This window comes from Brevibacillus brevis (assembly GCF_900637055.1).
In the GTDB taxonomy this organism is placed as follows: Bacteria; Bacillota; Bacilli; order Brevibacillales; family Brevibacillaceae; genus Brevibacillus; species Brevibacillus brevis.
Map to the genome: position 1 here is coordinate 1,310,001 of NZ_LR134338.1, position 12,253 is coordinate 1,322,253.

General features: G+C 51.0%; 10 protein-coding genes, 1 rRNA gene and 1 pseudogene (1 of these 12 running past the window's edge). 9 read left to right on the forward strand and 3 right to left on the reverse strand.

The window, feature by feature from the left end:
- Both EL268_RS06990 and EL268_RS06995 read left to right on the forward strand, forming a co-directional pair.
- A 23S ribosomal RNA gene (locus EL268_RS06990) occupies positions 1-1,593 on the forward strand; it begins 1,349 nt to the left of the window's first position.
- A gap of 99 nt (positions 1,594-1,692) precedes the next feature.
- Positions 1,693-2,520: a DUF2161 domain-containing phosphodiesterase gene (locus EL268_RS06995; RefSeq protein ID WP_106655492.1), complete on the forward strand. Its 828-nt coding sequence runs from the start codon at positions 1,693-1,695 to the stop codon at positions 2,518-2,520.
- Positions 2,521-2,550: 30 nt separating this feature from the next.
- Here EL268_RS06995 and EL268_RS07000 read toward each other — a convergent pair whose 3' ends face one another.
- From EL268_RS07000 to EL268_RS07010, 3 genes are read right to left on the reverse strand one after another with little or no spacing between them, the layout of a single operon-like run.
- Complete coding sequence (locus tag EL268_RS07000; protein ID WP_106655493.1) at positions 2,551-3,756, reverse strand: NAD(P)/FAD-dependent oxidoreductase; 1,206 nt, start codon at positions 3,754-3,756, stop codon at positions 2,551-2,553.
- Positions 3,753-4,088: a (2Fe-2S)-binding protein gene (locus EL268_RS07005; protein ID WP_106655494.1), complete on the reverse strand. Its 336-nt coding sequence runs from the start codon at positions 4,086-4,088 to the stop codon at positions 3,753-3,755. The genes EL268_RS07000 and EL268_RS07005 overlap by 4 nt, the downstream gene beginning before the upstream one ends.
- Positions 4,085-4,357: a (2Fe-2S)-binding protein gene (locus tag EL268_RS07010; protein WP_106655495.1), complete on the reverse strand. Its 273-nt coding sequence runs from the start codon at positions 4,355-4,357 to the stop codon at positions 4,085-4,087. Before EL268_RS07010 ends, EL268_RS07005 begins: the two co-directional genes overlap by 4 nt.
- Positions 4,358-4,505: 148 nt before the next feature.
- On the opposite strand from EL268_RS07010, the gene EL268_RS07015 reads away from it, so the two are divergent.
- The 7 genes and pseudogenes from EL268_RS07015 (at position 4,506) to EL268_RS07045 (ending at position 12,009) form a co-directional block, all read left to right on the forward strand.
- On the forward strand, positions 4,506-5,573 hold the full coding sequence (locus EL268_RS07015) for a M24 family metallopeptidase (RefSeq protein ID WP_106655496.1): 1,068 nt from the start codon (positions 4,506-4,508) through the stop codon (positions 5,571-5,573).
- 222 nt (positions 5,574-5,795) lie between these two features.
- Positions 5,796-7,463, forward strand: a complete 1,668-nt coding sequence (locus tag EL268_RS07020; protein ID WP_106655497.1) for a peptide ABC transporter substrate-binding protein — start codon at positions 5,796-5,798, stop codon at positions 7,461-7,463.
- 21 nt (positions 7,464-7,484) lie between these two features.
- Complete coding sequence (locus tag EL268_RS07025) at positions 7,485-8,630, forward strand: branched-chain amino acid ABC transporter substrate-binding protein (RefSeq protein WP_106655498.1); 1,146 nt, start codon at positions 7,485-7,487, stop codon at positions 8,628-8,630.
- 30 nt (positions 8,631-8,660) lie between these two features.
- Positions 8,661-9,563: a branched-chain amino acid ABC transporter permease gene (locus EL268_RS07030; protein WP_106655499.1), complete on the forward strand. Its 903-nt coding sequence runs from the start codon at positions 8,661-8,663 to the stop codon at positions 9,561-9,563.
- A 3-nt stretch (positions 9,564-9,566) separates the two neighbouring features.
- The gene (locus EL268_RS07035; protein ID WP_106655500.1) at positions 9,567-10,574 is read left to right on the forward strand and encodes a branched-chain amino acid ABC transporter permease; all 1,008 of its coding nucleotides are present in this window, start codon (positions 9,567-9,569) and stop codon (positions 10,572-10,574) included.
- Positions 10,537-11,296 (forward strand): annotated as a pseudogene (locus EL268_RS07040) (ABC transporter ATP-binding protein). Before EL268_RS07035 ends, EL268_RS07040 begins: the two are co-directional and overlap by 38 nt.
- Positions 11,293-12,009, forward strand: coding sequence for an ABC transporter ATP-binding protein (locus EL268_RS07045; protein WP_106655501.1), 717 nt, complete (start codon positions 11,293-11,295; stop codon positions 12,007-12,009). Before EL268_RS07040 ends, EL268_RS07045 begins: the two are co-directional and overlap by 4 nt.
- The last annotated feature ends 244 nt before the right edge of the window (positions 12,010-12,253 follow it).

Genomic DNA, 12,253 nt, shown 5'->3' on the forward strand with positions numbered 1-12,253 from the left:
CGAAAGCCTAAGGTTTCCTGGGGAAGGCTCGTCCTCCCAGGGTTAGTCGGGACCTAAGCTGAGGCCGAAAGGCGTAGGCGATGGACAACAGGTTGATATTCCTGTACCACCTCTGTTCCGCTTGAGCAATGGCGTGACGCAGGAGGATAGGGTGAGCGGCCTACTGGATGGCCGTCCAAGCAGTGAGTGTGGTGTGTAGGCAAATCCGCACACCGTCAAGCATGAGCTGTGATGGCGAGGGAAATGTAAGTACCGAAGTCCCTGATTTCACACTGCCAAGAAAAGCGTCTAGCGAGGAACAAGGTGCCCGTACCGCAAACCGACACAGGTAGGCGAGGAGAGAATCCTAAGGTGCGCGGGATAACTCTTGCTAAGGAACTCGGCAAAATGGCCCCGTAACTTCGGGAGAAGGGGCGCCTCGGTAGGGTTAATAGCCCGAGGGGGCCGCAGTGAAAAGGCCCAAGCGACTGTTTAGCAAAAACACAGGTCTCTGCGAAGCCGCAAGGCGAAGTATAGGGGCTGACGCCTGCCCGGTGCTGGAAGGTTAAGGGGATGAGTTAGCGCAAGCGAAGCTTTGAACCGAAGCCCCAGTAAACGGCGGCCGTAACTATAACGGTCCTAAGGTAGCGAAATTCCTTGTCGGGTAAGTTCCGACCCGCACGAAAGGCGTAACGACTTGGGCGCTGTCTCGGCAAGAGACCCGGTGAAATCATAATACCTGTGAAGATGCAGGTTACCCGCGACAAGACGGAAAGACCCCATGGAGCTTTACTGTAGCCTGGTATTGGAACTTTGTGCATCATGTACAGGATAGGTGGGAAGCTGAGAAGCAGGGGCGCCAGCCTCTGTGGAGCTGTCGGTGGGATACCACCCTTGATGTACGGAGTTTCTAACTCGTCGCCCTTATCGGGCGAGAGGACCATGCCAGGTGGGCAGTTTGACTGGGGCGGTCGCCTCCTAAAAGGTAACGGAGGCGCCCAAAGGTTCCCTCAGAATGGTCGGAAATCATTCGTAGAGTGTAAAGGCAGAAGGGAGCTTGACTGCGAGACCTACAAGTCGAGCAGGGACGAAAGTCGGGCTTAGTGATCCGGTGGTTCCGCATGGAAGGGCCATCGCTCAACGGATAAAAGCTACCCTGGGGATAACAGGCTTATCTCCCCCAAGAGTCCACATCGACGGGGAGGTTTGGCACCTCGATGTCGGCTCATCGCATCCTGGGGCTGAAGTAGGTCCCAAGGGTTGGGCTGTTCGCCCATTAAAGCGGTACGCGAGCTGGGTTCAGAACGTCGTGAGACAGTTCGGTCCCTATCTGTCGCGGGCGTAGGAAGTTTGAGGAGAGCTGTCCTTAGTACGAGAGGACCGGGATGGACGCACCGCTGGTGCACCAGTTGTCACGCCAGTGGCACAGCTGGGTAGCTATGTGCGGACGGGATAAGCGCTGAAAGCATCTAAGCGTGAAGCCCCCTCCAAGATGAGACTTCCCACAGCGCAAGCTGGTAAGACCCCTCATAGACGATGAGGTTGATAGGTTCGGTGTGGAAGCGCGGTAACGCGTGGAGCTGACGAATACTAATCGGTCGAGGACTTATCCACACACTCTTAGCAATCATGCGTATTCAGTTTTGAAGGAATAACGAAGAGAGGAGTCAATCCACTGGATTGGCTCTTTTTCCTATAAGAGAAGGGGAGCACATGGAACCAAAAGCGGAGAAAAAATATGAAGCTGACATGTACGAACCGATTCGAAATTATTTTGTCGCGCAAGGATATGACGTTTTTGGCGAGGTTAAGCATTGCGATTTGACTGCCATCAAAGGTGAGGAACTGATTATTGTTGAGTTTAAGCGCAACCTAAGTGTGGAATTGCTCATACAGGCAACCAAGCGACAACGCTATACCGATTTTGTTTATATGGCAATCCCGAAGCCCAAATACAAATTGTTTTCGAAAAAATGGCAAGATATATGCTACTTGGTTAGACGTCTCGAGCTCGGTCTTATTCTCGTGTCCTTTCCAAAAAGAGGGGCCGCAGTCATGGAAGTGAATATTTCACCAGGACCGTTTGATCGGGTAAAAAGCAAGCAATTCAATCAAAAAAAGCGAAACCGCATCATTGAAGAGATGCGGGGAAGATACGGCGATTACAATGTTGGCGGCAGCTATCAAACCAAGCTCATGACAGCCTACAAGCAGAGCTGCATTCAAATTGCGACATTGCTTCAGCAGTATGGGCCGTTATCGCCCAAATTACTCAAGAGTAAAGGGACGGGGGAGAAAACCTCGTCGATTCTTATCCAAAATCATTATGGATGGTTTACCCGTGTGCAACGAGGGCTCTATGCGATCACTCCGACAGGAGAGAGAGAAATCGCGGAATACCCTGAGCTCATTGCTTACTATCGAGAACAGGCAGAGGAAATACACGATCCGCTTACTACGGACTCAGAGGTGCCGTCTTCATCAACTACCAAAGCACAAAACAGAAAGAAAAAACAGAGGCAGCCTATCGTGAAAGAATGACAGGCTGCCTTTTTCTATTGAAGGAATGAATTAGTGCGCGATCCATTCTGCTGTCATTTGTCCCACCAGTGCACGCCCAGCCACAATGTCTGGATGGAACTGAATCGTTGCGTTTTGACGGACGATTTTCACCTGTTGAATGGCATCCGATAACGGCTGTTCATTCGTCAGCTTCCCCCTAGCTTTTGCAATAGAAAGTCCAGCGACCGTGCCTTGAGCCATTGCCACTTTGGCACTTTCAATTCCCGTGATATTGCCAGCAACATAGAGTCCAGGGACTGGCGTTCGCATGCTTTCATTGTGTAAGGGGACATGCCCGCCCAAGGAGGGAACATAAGCAAAAGGACACCCAGCAATCGCTGCCAATTCCGCGAGAGGACTTAATCCGCCTGCGATACAAACGAAATCAGCTGGAATGACTTGTTCGGTTCCAGCTATGGGTGAACCATCAACGGCAACTTGGGCGATACGGACACCCTCGACTTGTTCGGTTCCGACGATTTCCAGTGCTGCTGTTCGCAGTTGTATCGGGATGTCCCACATAGAAAACCCGTTTGAGGGGTAGAGGGATACTGCCAGCTTTTGCATCCATGAACTTCTCATCAGTTTGCTCCCCAGCCGAATTATCAGAGAAGGGGCAAGATGGGCGACGCGCAATAAGGATTGCATCACTGCTTGTGGTTGCCCCGCAGTGCCACTGACAGTCGTACTAGGTGGGAGAATCATTCGATCCACCGTAATTCCAGCCAACTGCAATTCTCGGGATATCGCCACCGATAGGATATTGATTCCAATGACGACCCCGCGTTGTCCTACTCGCACGCGCTGCACATTCGTCATGACTTGAGCAGCTCCGATGGACATCACGCCAGGTAACGTCCACCCTGACACGGGCACGGCTGCTTCAGAAGCCCCCGTAGCCATCAGGAGCAATGGGGCTATTATTTCCCCTTCTGTGGTAGAAACAACCCAGCCATTTTGAGATTGGGTCAAATGGAACACGGAAACGCCGCAACGGATCTCTACGCCAAGCCCAATCGCTTCTTGGGTGAGACGAGCAGCTTCATCCAGTCCATTCCACCACACACCGTCCGGCTCTTCGTGAAGCTGTCCGAGCAAGCGGCCCCCAGGACGATAAAACTCATCGACTACAAGAACAGCCAATCCCTGCCTGGCACTTGCAATTGCGGCGGATAAGCCCGCGGGTCCAGCCCCGATAATGATAAGGTCGATCATGCACCATGCCCTCCTTTTTTCAAGGGAGTAGGAAGGAGAGAACCCGCATTCACTTGCATGCCTTCCTGCACAAGCGTCATACAAGCACGCACGGTAGGAACACCGTCTACATGGACACGACATTCATAGCAGTGACCGATATTGCAGTAAATTCCTCGGGGTGTTCCTTTTTCCTCATGCACCCGAAGTGTACGGACCCCTGCGGCCAATAGAGCTCCTGCAATCGTCTCGCCTTCGTAAGCCGTATAGACAGAGCCGTTATAATAAAAAGGAAGCTGCTTTCTGTCACCGAGTGAACCAAGGACCGGATGGTGATCAATTCGTTGACTCATGCCCGTTGCCCCCCAAGCGTTTGAAATGAGACAGGACGGATAGGCGGTTGGTATCCAAGAGGTACAGTATGAGAAGGCGCTTGGCCAGTTACTTGCTGAATGACCTGATCGATCAATGTGCGGCAGGTTCTCCCACCGCAGCAGCCCATGCCGGCTCTGGTCCGCAGTTTCAGCTCGCGTGCAGTACATGGATAGGTTTGGGCGGTCTCTACCAATTCAGCGAGAGTTACTTCTTCACAACGGCAGATAATCAATGGATGCGATTCCATGATGAAGCCTCCTTTCATTCTTGCTTGATGAAAAATGCAAGTGTCGTGCCATGGAGAAGCGAGTGAAATCGACTTGGCTGGCACAATACTTGCTGAATATTCTCAAAGAATGAGCCCAATCACGACAAGCAAAAGAGGGATGACAGAGATGGAAAAAGTAAAAAGACTGCGTGAGCAATTCGATTCACTTGGGATTGACGGAATTTTGATCACCAATGGACAAAACCGACGATACCTCACAGGCTTTACAGGTACATACGGGGTTGTCCTCATTTCAAGGGACCAGGCCAAGCTCTTTACAGATTTCCGTTACACAGCCCAAGCGCAAGCACAAGCAACAGGCTTTGAGATCGTTTATTTGCCTACAAAAGAATCCATATACAGTGAGGTAGCGTGCCAGGCGGAAGCGATGGGGATCAAGCATCTCGGCTTTGAAGAAGAGAATGTCACGTTTGCTTTGCATCGTAAATACAGCGAGTCGGTTAAAACAGCCTTCATTCCGACGTCAGGTGTCATTGAGGGATTGCGAATGATTAAGACAAAGGAAGAATTGGCGATCATCCGAACGGCTGCACAAATTGCTGATGCGGCATTCTCCCATATTGCTTCCTTCCTGCGTCCTGGTATCACAGAGCTTGCGGTGTCTAATGAATTGGAAATGTTCATGCGAAAAGAAGGAGCTTCGGGCTCTGCTTTTGACATCATTATTGCTTCTGGCTATCGTTCCGCACTTCCTCATGGCGTAGCGAGTGAAAAGATGATTGAAGCAGGAGATATGGTCACGATGGATTTCGGCGCATTGTACCAAGGGTATCGCTCTGATATTACCCGTACGGTTGCTGTTGGCACTCCTGATGAACAGCTCAAAACCATCTACGAGATCGTTCTGGAAGCACGCAATCGTGCTGTCGCAGGCATTCGCCCTGGCATTACCGGGAAAGAGGCAGACTCCTTCGCACGAGACTACATCACGGAGCACGGGTATGGCGAGCGATTTGGACATGGGATGGGGCATGGAGTGGGCCTGGACATTCATGAGGAGCCATTTATGTCTACACGTTGCACGGCCGTTCTCCAAGAAGGCATGATTTTGACCGTGGAGCCGGGGATTTATATCCCAGAGCTTGGTGGAGTCCGAATCGAAGACGATCTGGTTGTCACAGATAGTGGCAATGAGGTGCTTACACATTCACCGCGCGAATTGATCATTTTGTAAATCGAGAGACAGGAGCTTTGGCCGAGTAAGTGGGCTGAGGCTTTTTTTGTCTAACAGTGGTGTCTAAGATTTGAAACACAGCAAGTAATACAGTGTACAAAAAAATTTACAACAATCACCCCTAGAACGAAGCCACTGCCCTCTTCATTTTTGGCACACCTCTTGCATTCTGATAATTCTGAAAACCAACACATAACGACTGAGTAATGGGGGGTTGATCGAATGAAAAAAAGTATGTTCGCGGTAATGAGTAGCCTAGCAGTAATGGGATTAGCTTTAGCAGGATGTGGGGGAGGACAGCCAGCAGCGAACCCAGCCGAGCAAGCATCACAGAGTGGACAGCCAAGCACGCAGCCAGCACCTGCCACCACGGCTAAAGAACCAGCAAAAGCACAAGTCCTCCGCTGGAATCTTCACTCTGAACCACCCACAGGTGATCCTGGAATTGCGGAAGATACGACCTCTGCTGCCATCGTCAAAGCAGTATTTGATGGACTGACACGCATCGGGCCTTCGGGCAAGCCAGAGGAAGCAGTAGCCGAGAAGATTGAAGTATCGAGTGATATGAAAACATACACCTTCAAGCTGAGAGACTCCAAGTGGAGCAACGGAGAACCAGTAACAGCGCATGATTTCGAATACGCATGGAAGCGAGCTCTCGATCCGAAGACAGCGTCCAATTACGCCTACCAGCTCTATTACATCAAGAATGCGGAGAAGGCGAACAAAGGGAATGGCAGCTTGGATGATGTCGGCGTAAAAGCATTGGATGACAAGACTCTCCAAGTAGAGTTGACGAATCCAACCCCGTTTTTTCTGGAGCTGACCGCCTTCCAAACTTATTTCCCGGTAAATAAAAAGGTAGTCGAAGCAGATGAAAAATGGGCTGGAGATGCCAAAACCCACGTAGGAAATGGCCCATTCAAAATGGAGTCTTGGGAACACAAAAGCAAAATGGTACTCGTAAAAAACGACAACTACTGGGACAAAGATAGTGTCAAGCTGGACAAGATCGAGTTCTCGATGGTGGAGGATGAAAATACAGAGCTGTCCATGTTCGAAAATGGCGAGATTGACTGGGCAGGCAGTCCGTTAAGCTCGCTGCCAACAGATGCGATGCCAGCGCTTAAAGACAGCGGAAAGCTGCAAGTGAAGCCTGTCGGTGCTACCTACTGGTACAAGTTCAATACAGAGAAACCTCCGTTCAATAACGTGAAGATCCGTAAAGCTTTTGCCTACGCCATTAACCGTCAAATCTTGATCGACAACGTACTCCAAGCGAATCAGCAGCCAGCGATGGCAGCAGTTCCTCCAACAATGGGACTCAATACGGGCGGTTATTTCAAAGACAATGATCAAGAAACGGCAAAAAAGCTGTTAGAAGAAGGAATGAAAGAGCTGGGTATCTCTAAACTGCCGCCGATCAAGCTCAGCTACAACACGTCGGAAGGGCATAAAAAGATCGCAGAAGCGATTCAAGACCAATGGCGTCAAAACCTTGGTGCAGAAGTGAAGCTGGAAAATCAGGAATGGAAGGTGTACCTCGAGACCATGCACGAGGGCAACTACCAGGTCGGGCGTCTCGGCTGGTCGGGTGACTTCAACGATCCGATCAACTTCCTGGAGCTGTTTAAGGATAAGGATGGGGGCAATAACGATACGCGTTGGGAGAATCCGAGATTCAAAGAGCTGCTGAATCAGTCCGCCACCGAGAGTGATCCGGAAAAACGCAAGGCGATTCTGCGTGAAGCCGAGCAAATCATGATGGACGAAATGCCGATTATGCCGATCTACTTCTATACGCATACATGGGTGAAGAATGACAAGGTAACAGGAATCTTCCAGGATGGTCTAGGCGCAATCGACTGGAAATGGGCATCAATCGAATAATATTCGAATGGGGGATGGGCTATGAAAAAATGGGGAAGCGTGATAGGCGCGGCGATGTTGACTTTTTCACTGGCAGTAGCGGGATGTGCTAGTCAAGGAGTTTCTACTGGAGGTACAGACGCTAGCGAGATACTCGTGGGTGTGATTTTGCCAGTAACTGGTAACAATGCAACGGATGGAAAAGACATGCAAAACGCCATCGAAATGGCTGTCAAAAAAATAAACGACAGCGGTGGAGTTATTGGGAAAAAATTGAAGATCGAGGTAGCTGATGATGGCTGCGATCCACAAATGGCGACGACAGCAGCCAATAAGCTGGTCTCCCAAAACGTAGTGGCTGTCGTCGGTGGCTACTGCTCAGGTGCGACACTCCCCTCATCAGGTGTATTCAAAAATGCCAACATTCCCATGATCGTTCCCGCAGCCAACTCAGCCAAATTACCCGCTCAAGGTTATGACACCCTCTTTTTGATCAATGGCCTAACCCCAGATCAAGCACAAACTGCAGCAGATTACATGGCAGCCAACCAGGCGAAAAAAGTCGTGCTCATCCATGACAATTCTGCCTATGCCAAAGACTTGGCCGATTTTGCCAAAGCGTCCGTTGAAAAATCCGGAGGCACGGTCATCGCGTATGAAGCGATCAACCCCGAAGAAAAAGATTTCAGTGCGTTGGTAACAAAAATAAAAGGCCTCGAGCCGGACGCGACGTATTTTACTGGCTATTATGCGGCTGGAGGACTCATGGTCAAGCAATTCAAGCAAAAAGGCGTATCCGGTCTGTTCCTCGCAGGCGATGGCTCATTCAGTGAGGACGTTATCAAGATTGCAGGCGCAGACAATGCGGAAGGGCTTTTGATTACCGCGACACCTACAGCCGAATTCATCGAGGGGGCAGAAGCGTTCACTTCTGCGTACAAGCAGACGTACAACAACTTGGCACCGGGGCCTTTCTCAGCGTTGAGCTACAATGCGGTCAATCTGCTGGCAGATGCGATCGGGCGAGCGAACTCGACTGATCGTGACGCCATCAAAAAAGCAATCAAAGAAACGAAAGCTTTCAAGGCACTTGGTCAAACGATCTCGTTCAACGCCCAAAATACGCTGGATACCTCCAACTTCGCCGTTTTGAAAGTGACGAGTGGCAAGTTCACGTTAGCGAAGTAGGGCATACGTCAAAGTAAGGATGGTGGAGGAATGGATATTCTCGTCCAAACACTGGCGGACGGACTGGTCATCGGTGCTTTTTACAGCTTGATCGCTTTGGGCTACACGATGGTTTTTGGCATTATCAAGCTGCTCAACTTCGCGCATGGCGATTTGTACATGCTTGGTGCATTTGTCGGCTATACCTTGCTCAGCGTGCTTGGCGGAGACTCTTCCGGAGCAGGCTTGATGGGAATATTGATTGTCTTATTGCTGACGATGGTGATTGTCGGCGTCATCGGGATGGGGATTGAGAGGGTGGCTTATCGGCCGCTCCTGTTGGCTCCACGACTCTCTATCCTGATTACGGCTATCGGTGTCTCTCTCTTTTTGGAGAACGGCTCGATGATTGTTTGGGGGGCGCAGTATCAAGTGTATCCCTTGCAGCTTTCTCACGACGGCATTAGCCTCTTAGGGGCCAAAATTACGTATGTCCAAATCGGGCTTGTCATCATCTCTGCGCTTTTAATGCTGGGCTTGCATCTATTCATCAATCGTTCGCTGTACGGCAAGGCGATGCGGGCGATTGCGCTCGATCAGACGGCTTGTCATTTAATGGGCATTCATGTGCATAAAGTCATTGGCTTGACCTTTTTAATTGGTGCTTCGCTGGCAGCAGGGGCAGGCACGATGGCAGGTGCTTACTACGGAACCGTCAATTTCATGATGGGCTTTATCATTGGGCTCAAGGCGTTTACGGCGGCGGTTTTGGGGGGAATTGGCAGCATACCGGGAGCGATGCTGGGCGGGCTGTTGCTCGGGATGATGGAGACAGCCGGAACATTTATGTTCGGCGGTTCATGGAAGGACGTTGTGGCGTTTTCCCTGTTGATCTTGATTCTCGTATTGAAGCCAACGGGCATCATGGGTGAGAAAGTGACAGAGAGGATGTAGCGGATGAATCCATCTCGAAAAAAAATCGCTGTTGTCCTGTTGCTCGCAGTCGCGTGTGTACTGCCGTTTCTGTCCAATAACTACTGGCTGGATGTTGCGACACTTGCCTTGTTCTACGTTGTCTTGGCCCAGGGGCTGAATGTGGTAGTCGGCTTTGCCGGATTACTTGACCTGGGCTACGCCGCCTTTTTTGCCGTAGGCGCTTATACGACAGGCATTCTGATGACGGTCTATCAATGGTCGTTTTGGCTGACCTTGCCTGTGTCCATGTTATTTGCGGCTATGGTGGGTGTGATTATCGGAGCACCGACACTTCGGCTGCGCAGTGACTACCTGGCCATCGTCACCCTCGGCTTTGGGGAAATCATTCGTATTTTAGCGATTAATCTAACGATTACCGGATCAGCATCTGGCATTTACGGAATCCCGCGTCCTTCTATTGGGGGCTATGTTCTTGGCGGACAGATCGACTTTTACTATTTGATCTTGATCATTGCTGTTTTGGCGGTCGTGGCTGTCAAACGGTTGGGCACATCACGCATCGGCAGGGCGTGGATGTATATCCGCGAGGACGAGGATGCTGCCGAGGCGATGGGCATTAACCGGATCAATATGAAGCTGTTGGCGTATTCGATCGGAGCTGTCATCGGGAGTCTGGCTGGATCTGTTTTTGCTGTCAAAATGAGTGCAATTGCGCCGCTCAGCTTTAGCTTTACCCAGTCCATCATGATTCTTCTGGCAGTGGTACTCGGGGGCTTGGGCAGCATTCCCGGCGTCGTCTTGGGCGCCGTGCTGGTCATTGCCTTGCCGGAGCTGCTGCGCTCAGTGGAAGATTGGCGGTATTTGATCTTCGGTGCCGCGCTGGTCGCGATGATGCTGTTTCGCCCCCAAGGACTGTGGCCTGCCCTCTATGAGATGAAACGAGACGATAGACGTGGCGAACCCGAGGAGGCTACGGAAGGGGGCAGCGGTAATGACGTCAAGCTTGACAGTGAAAAATGTAACGCTTAAATTCGGCGGTCTGACTGCCGTAAGCGATTTGTCTTTTGATATCAGCCCAGGCTCGATCAGCAGTATCATTGGCCCGAATGGAGCGGGGAAAACATCCGTTTTCAATATGATCACCGGATTTTACCGTCCGACTGCGGGGCAGATCATCCTTGCCGGCAACCAGCTCGTGGGAAAAAAGCCAAGCCAAATCACACGGCTCGGCATGGCGCGAACGTTTCAAAACTTGCGGCTGTTTCCGAATTTGACGGTCTTGGATAATGTCAAATCGGGCATGCACAGCCGCACGAGCCAAACCGTCTGGGGAGCATTATGGCAGACAAGGGCACAGCGACGAGAGGAAGAGTTGATCGAGGATACGGCAAGGGACTGTCTTCGCTTCGTGGGGATGGAAGACAGCTGCTGGCGCATTGCCAAAAACTTGCCGTATGGTGCTCAGCGCTATTTGGAGATCGCGCGGGCTTTAGCTACCAAGCCGCGAGTGTTGCTTCTTGATGAGCCTGCTGCGGGGCTGAATTATGATTGCTTTGATCAAGCGAATCCGCACCCATTACGAGTTAACCGTGCTGATCATCGAGCACGATATGGGTTTGATCAAAAAAATATCGGAAAAAGTAATCGTCCTCGACTACGGACAGAAGATCGCTGAGGGAACTCCCGAGGATGTACTCAGCAATCCGCTTGTTGTAGAAGCCTACCTGGGAAAGGAGGAGGAGGCGATATGACACCACTTTTGAGGATCAGCGGCATTCGTTCGTTTTACGGAAAAATTGAAGCGCTTAAAGGCATTGACCTGCACGTGTATGAAGGCGAGATTGTCGCACTGCTAGGCAGCAATGGGGCAGGCAAGAGCACGACACTCCAAACGATTTCTGGAATCGTTCGACCAAGCAGTGGAGATGTCTTGCTTCATGGACAGAGTCTCGTAGGTTGGGCTCCTCACCAAATTGTCGAAGCAGGCATCATCCATGTACCAGAGGGCAGGCGGATTTTTGCTGGCTTGACTGTGCGTGAAAACTTGGAGTTAGGCGGTTTTACACAGAGAAAAGAAAAGGCGGCCATCGCAGAGGGGATTGAGCAGGCTTTCGCGCTGTTCCCTCGATTGAAGGAGCGGAGTGAACAAATGGGAGGAACGCTGAGCGGAGGTGAGCAGCAAATGCTCGCAATCTGCCGCGGTCTCATGGCACGTCCAAAGCTCTTGATGCTAGATGAGCCGTCGATGGGGCTTGCCCCGATAATTGTGGTTGAGATCATGAATATAATCAGAGAAATAAACAGGCAGGGCACGACGATCCTTTTGATCGAACAAAATGCGAAGGCAGCGTTGAAGCTTGCTCATCGCGGCTATGTAATGGAGACAGGGCGCATCGTCATGGAAAATAAGGCAGACGTTCTCAGGGCAGATGATTCGATCGTCAAGGCGTATTTGGGCGCGTAGGCCGCGTGCACTGCTTACGTGCCCGACGACAAAGGAGGAATCAACCATGGAATTGATCCGTATTTTGTCTGAGGTGTTGCCGCCAAAAGCGGGGCGAAGGTTTCCAGATTTTTGTTTGCGTTGGTGTGCGGTGTTTAAAAAGAAGCTGTAGTGGAGGGAAGAAGCGTATTTCCAGTCTACGCTTCGGCCTACGCCCCGCAAGGGGGGATTGACTGTCCGCTTCGGAAAAAATGGCGGGAGCGCT

What these genes read in the sequence shown, in the direction of transcription:
- EL268_RS07010 (WP_106655495.1), bottom strand. Translation starts at nt 4,357, where the DNA reads ATGGAATCGCATCCATTGATTATCTGCCGTTGTGAAGAAGTAACTCTC.
- EL268_RS07000 (WP_106655493.1), bottom strand. Translation starts at nt 3,756, where the DNA reads ATGATCGACCTTATCATTATCGGGGCTGGACCCGCGGGCTTATCCGCC.
- EL268_RS07035 (WP_106655500.1), top strand. Translation starts at nt 9,567, where the DNA reads ATGAATCCATCTCGAAAAAAAATCGCTGTTGTCCTGTTGCTCGCAGTC.
- EL268_RS07005 (WP_106655494.1), bottom strand. Translation starts at nt 4,088, where the DNA reads ATGAGTCAACGAATTGATCACCATCCGGTCCTTGGTTCACTCGGTGAC.
- EL268_RS07020 (WP_106655497.1), top strand. Translation starts at nt 5,796, where the DNA reads ATGAAAAAAAGTATGTTCGCGGTAATGAGTAGCCTAGCAGTAATGGGA.
- EL268_RS07025 (WP_106655498.1), top strand. Translation starts at nt 7,485, where the DNA reads ATGAAAAAATGGGGAAGCGTGATAGGCGCGGCGATGTTGACTTTTTCA.
- EL268_RS07045 (WP_106655501.1), top strand. Translation starts at nt 11,293, where the DNA reads ATGACACCACTTTTGAGGATCAGCGGCATTCGTTCGTTTTACGGAAAA.
- EL268_RS06995 (WP_106655492.1), top strand. Translation starts at nt 1,693, where the DNA reads ATGGAACCAAAAGCGGAGAAAAAATATGAAGCTGACATGTACGAACCG.
- EL268_RS07015 (WP_106655496.1), top strand. Translation starts at nt 4,506, where the DNA reads ATGGAAAAAGTAAAAAGACTGCGTGAGCAATTCGATTCACTTGGGATT.
- EL268_RS07030 (WP_106655499.1), top strand. Translation starts at nt 8,661, where the DNA reads ATGGATATTCTCGTCCAAACACTGGCGGACGGACTGGTCATCGGTGCT.